The following is a 1,089-nucleotide window of genomic DNA, read 5'->3' on the forward strand; positions in this document are numbered from 1 at the left end:
GCGCCCGGCCAGGCGCAGCGGCGCGTGGGGGCGCGGCCGGATGAGAGACGGGCGTGGGCGAGGCGCCGAGGGCGGTCAGCGGGGCTGCTCGCCGATCGAGACCGGCCGCTTCCGGTCCGCCGACCACGCTGACCACGAGCCCGGGAACAACCGACCCGCCTCGATCCCGGCGACCTCCATCGCCGCCAACGCGTGGCAGGCGTGGATGCCCGAACCGCAGTACACGACCGCGTCGGACCCACTGGTCACGCCCACCTCGGCGAACATGCGGCGGATCTGGTCGGCCGGCAGGAAGCGGCCGCGCTCGTCGAGGAAGTCCCCGGTGGGCATGTTCACCGCGCCCGGAATGTGTCCGGCGCGCGAGTCCATCGGCTCGGTGCGGCCCTCGTAGCGCTCCGGGGTGCGGGCGTCGATGAGCACGCCCCGCTCGGGCCACGTCCCGGTGTCGTCGATACCGACGGTGAGCATGTGGTCCAGATCGAAGGTGAAGTCGCCGCGCGAGACCGGGTTCCCGGGCCCCACGGCGAGGTCCTCACCCTCCGCGATCCACGCCTTGAGCCCACCGTCGAGCAGGTAGACGTCCTTCTTGCCGGCCCAGCGCATGAGCCACCAGGCGCGGGCGGCCGACGTGTTGCCGCAGTCGTCGTAGATCACCACGCGACTGTCGTCGTCGATCCCGACCCGGCGCATCGCGTCCTCGAAGTCCTCGGGCGACGGGAGCGGATGACGCCCCTCGCGGACGTTGCGCTGCCCCGCGAGGTCGCCGGGCAGGTCCAGGTACTGCGCGCCGGGGATGTGGCCCGACCAGTAGTGCTCCCGGCCGTTCGCGTCCCCGAGCTGCCAGCGCACATCGAGGATCACCGGGGGAGGCAGCGTGACGACGTCCTCGATCAGCTCACGCGCCGTGACGAGGAGGGGGCTGACCTGGGTATCGGTGGCGGGGTCTGGGGTCACGTGTTAAGAGTAGTCCTTTCGCCGACGAGGTGACCCCCACCTACCGCGCCGCCGTGACGAGCTTCACGCGACCGTGGGGGTGCCGACAGAGCGAGACGGGCCCGACCACCATCCCCGGTGGTCGGGCCCGTCCGA

Annotated in this window: 1 protein-coding gene; it reads right to left on the bottom strand. The window is 72.3% G+C overall.

Annotated elements, in window-relative coordinates; genetic code table 11:
* Nucleotides 1–75: 75 nt before the first annotated feature.
* Nucleotides 76–954 carry a sulfurtransferase gene (locus G6023_RS10175; RefSeq protein ID WP_182635341.1) on the bottom strand — a complete coding sequence of 293 codons (879 nt, stop codon included), beginning with the start codon at nt 952–954 and terminating at the stop codon, nt 76–78.
* Nucleotides 955–1,089: the final 135 nt, after the last annotated feature.

Origin of the sequence: Dietzia sp. DQ11-71, assembly GCF_014144995.1 — a bacterium.
GTDB classification, from domain to species: Bacteria; Actinomycetota; Actinomycetes; order Mycobacteriales; family Mycobacteriaceae; genus Dietzia; species Dietzia kunjamensis.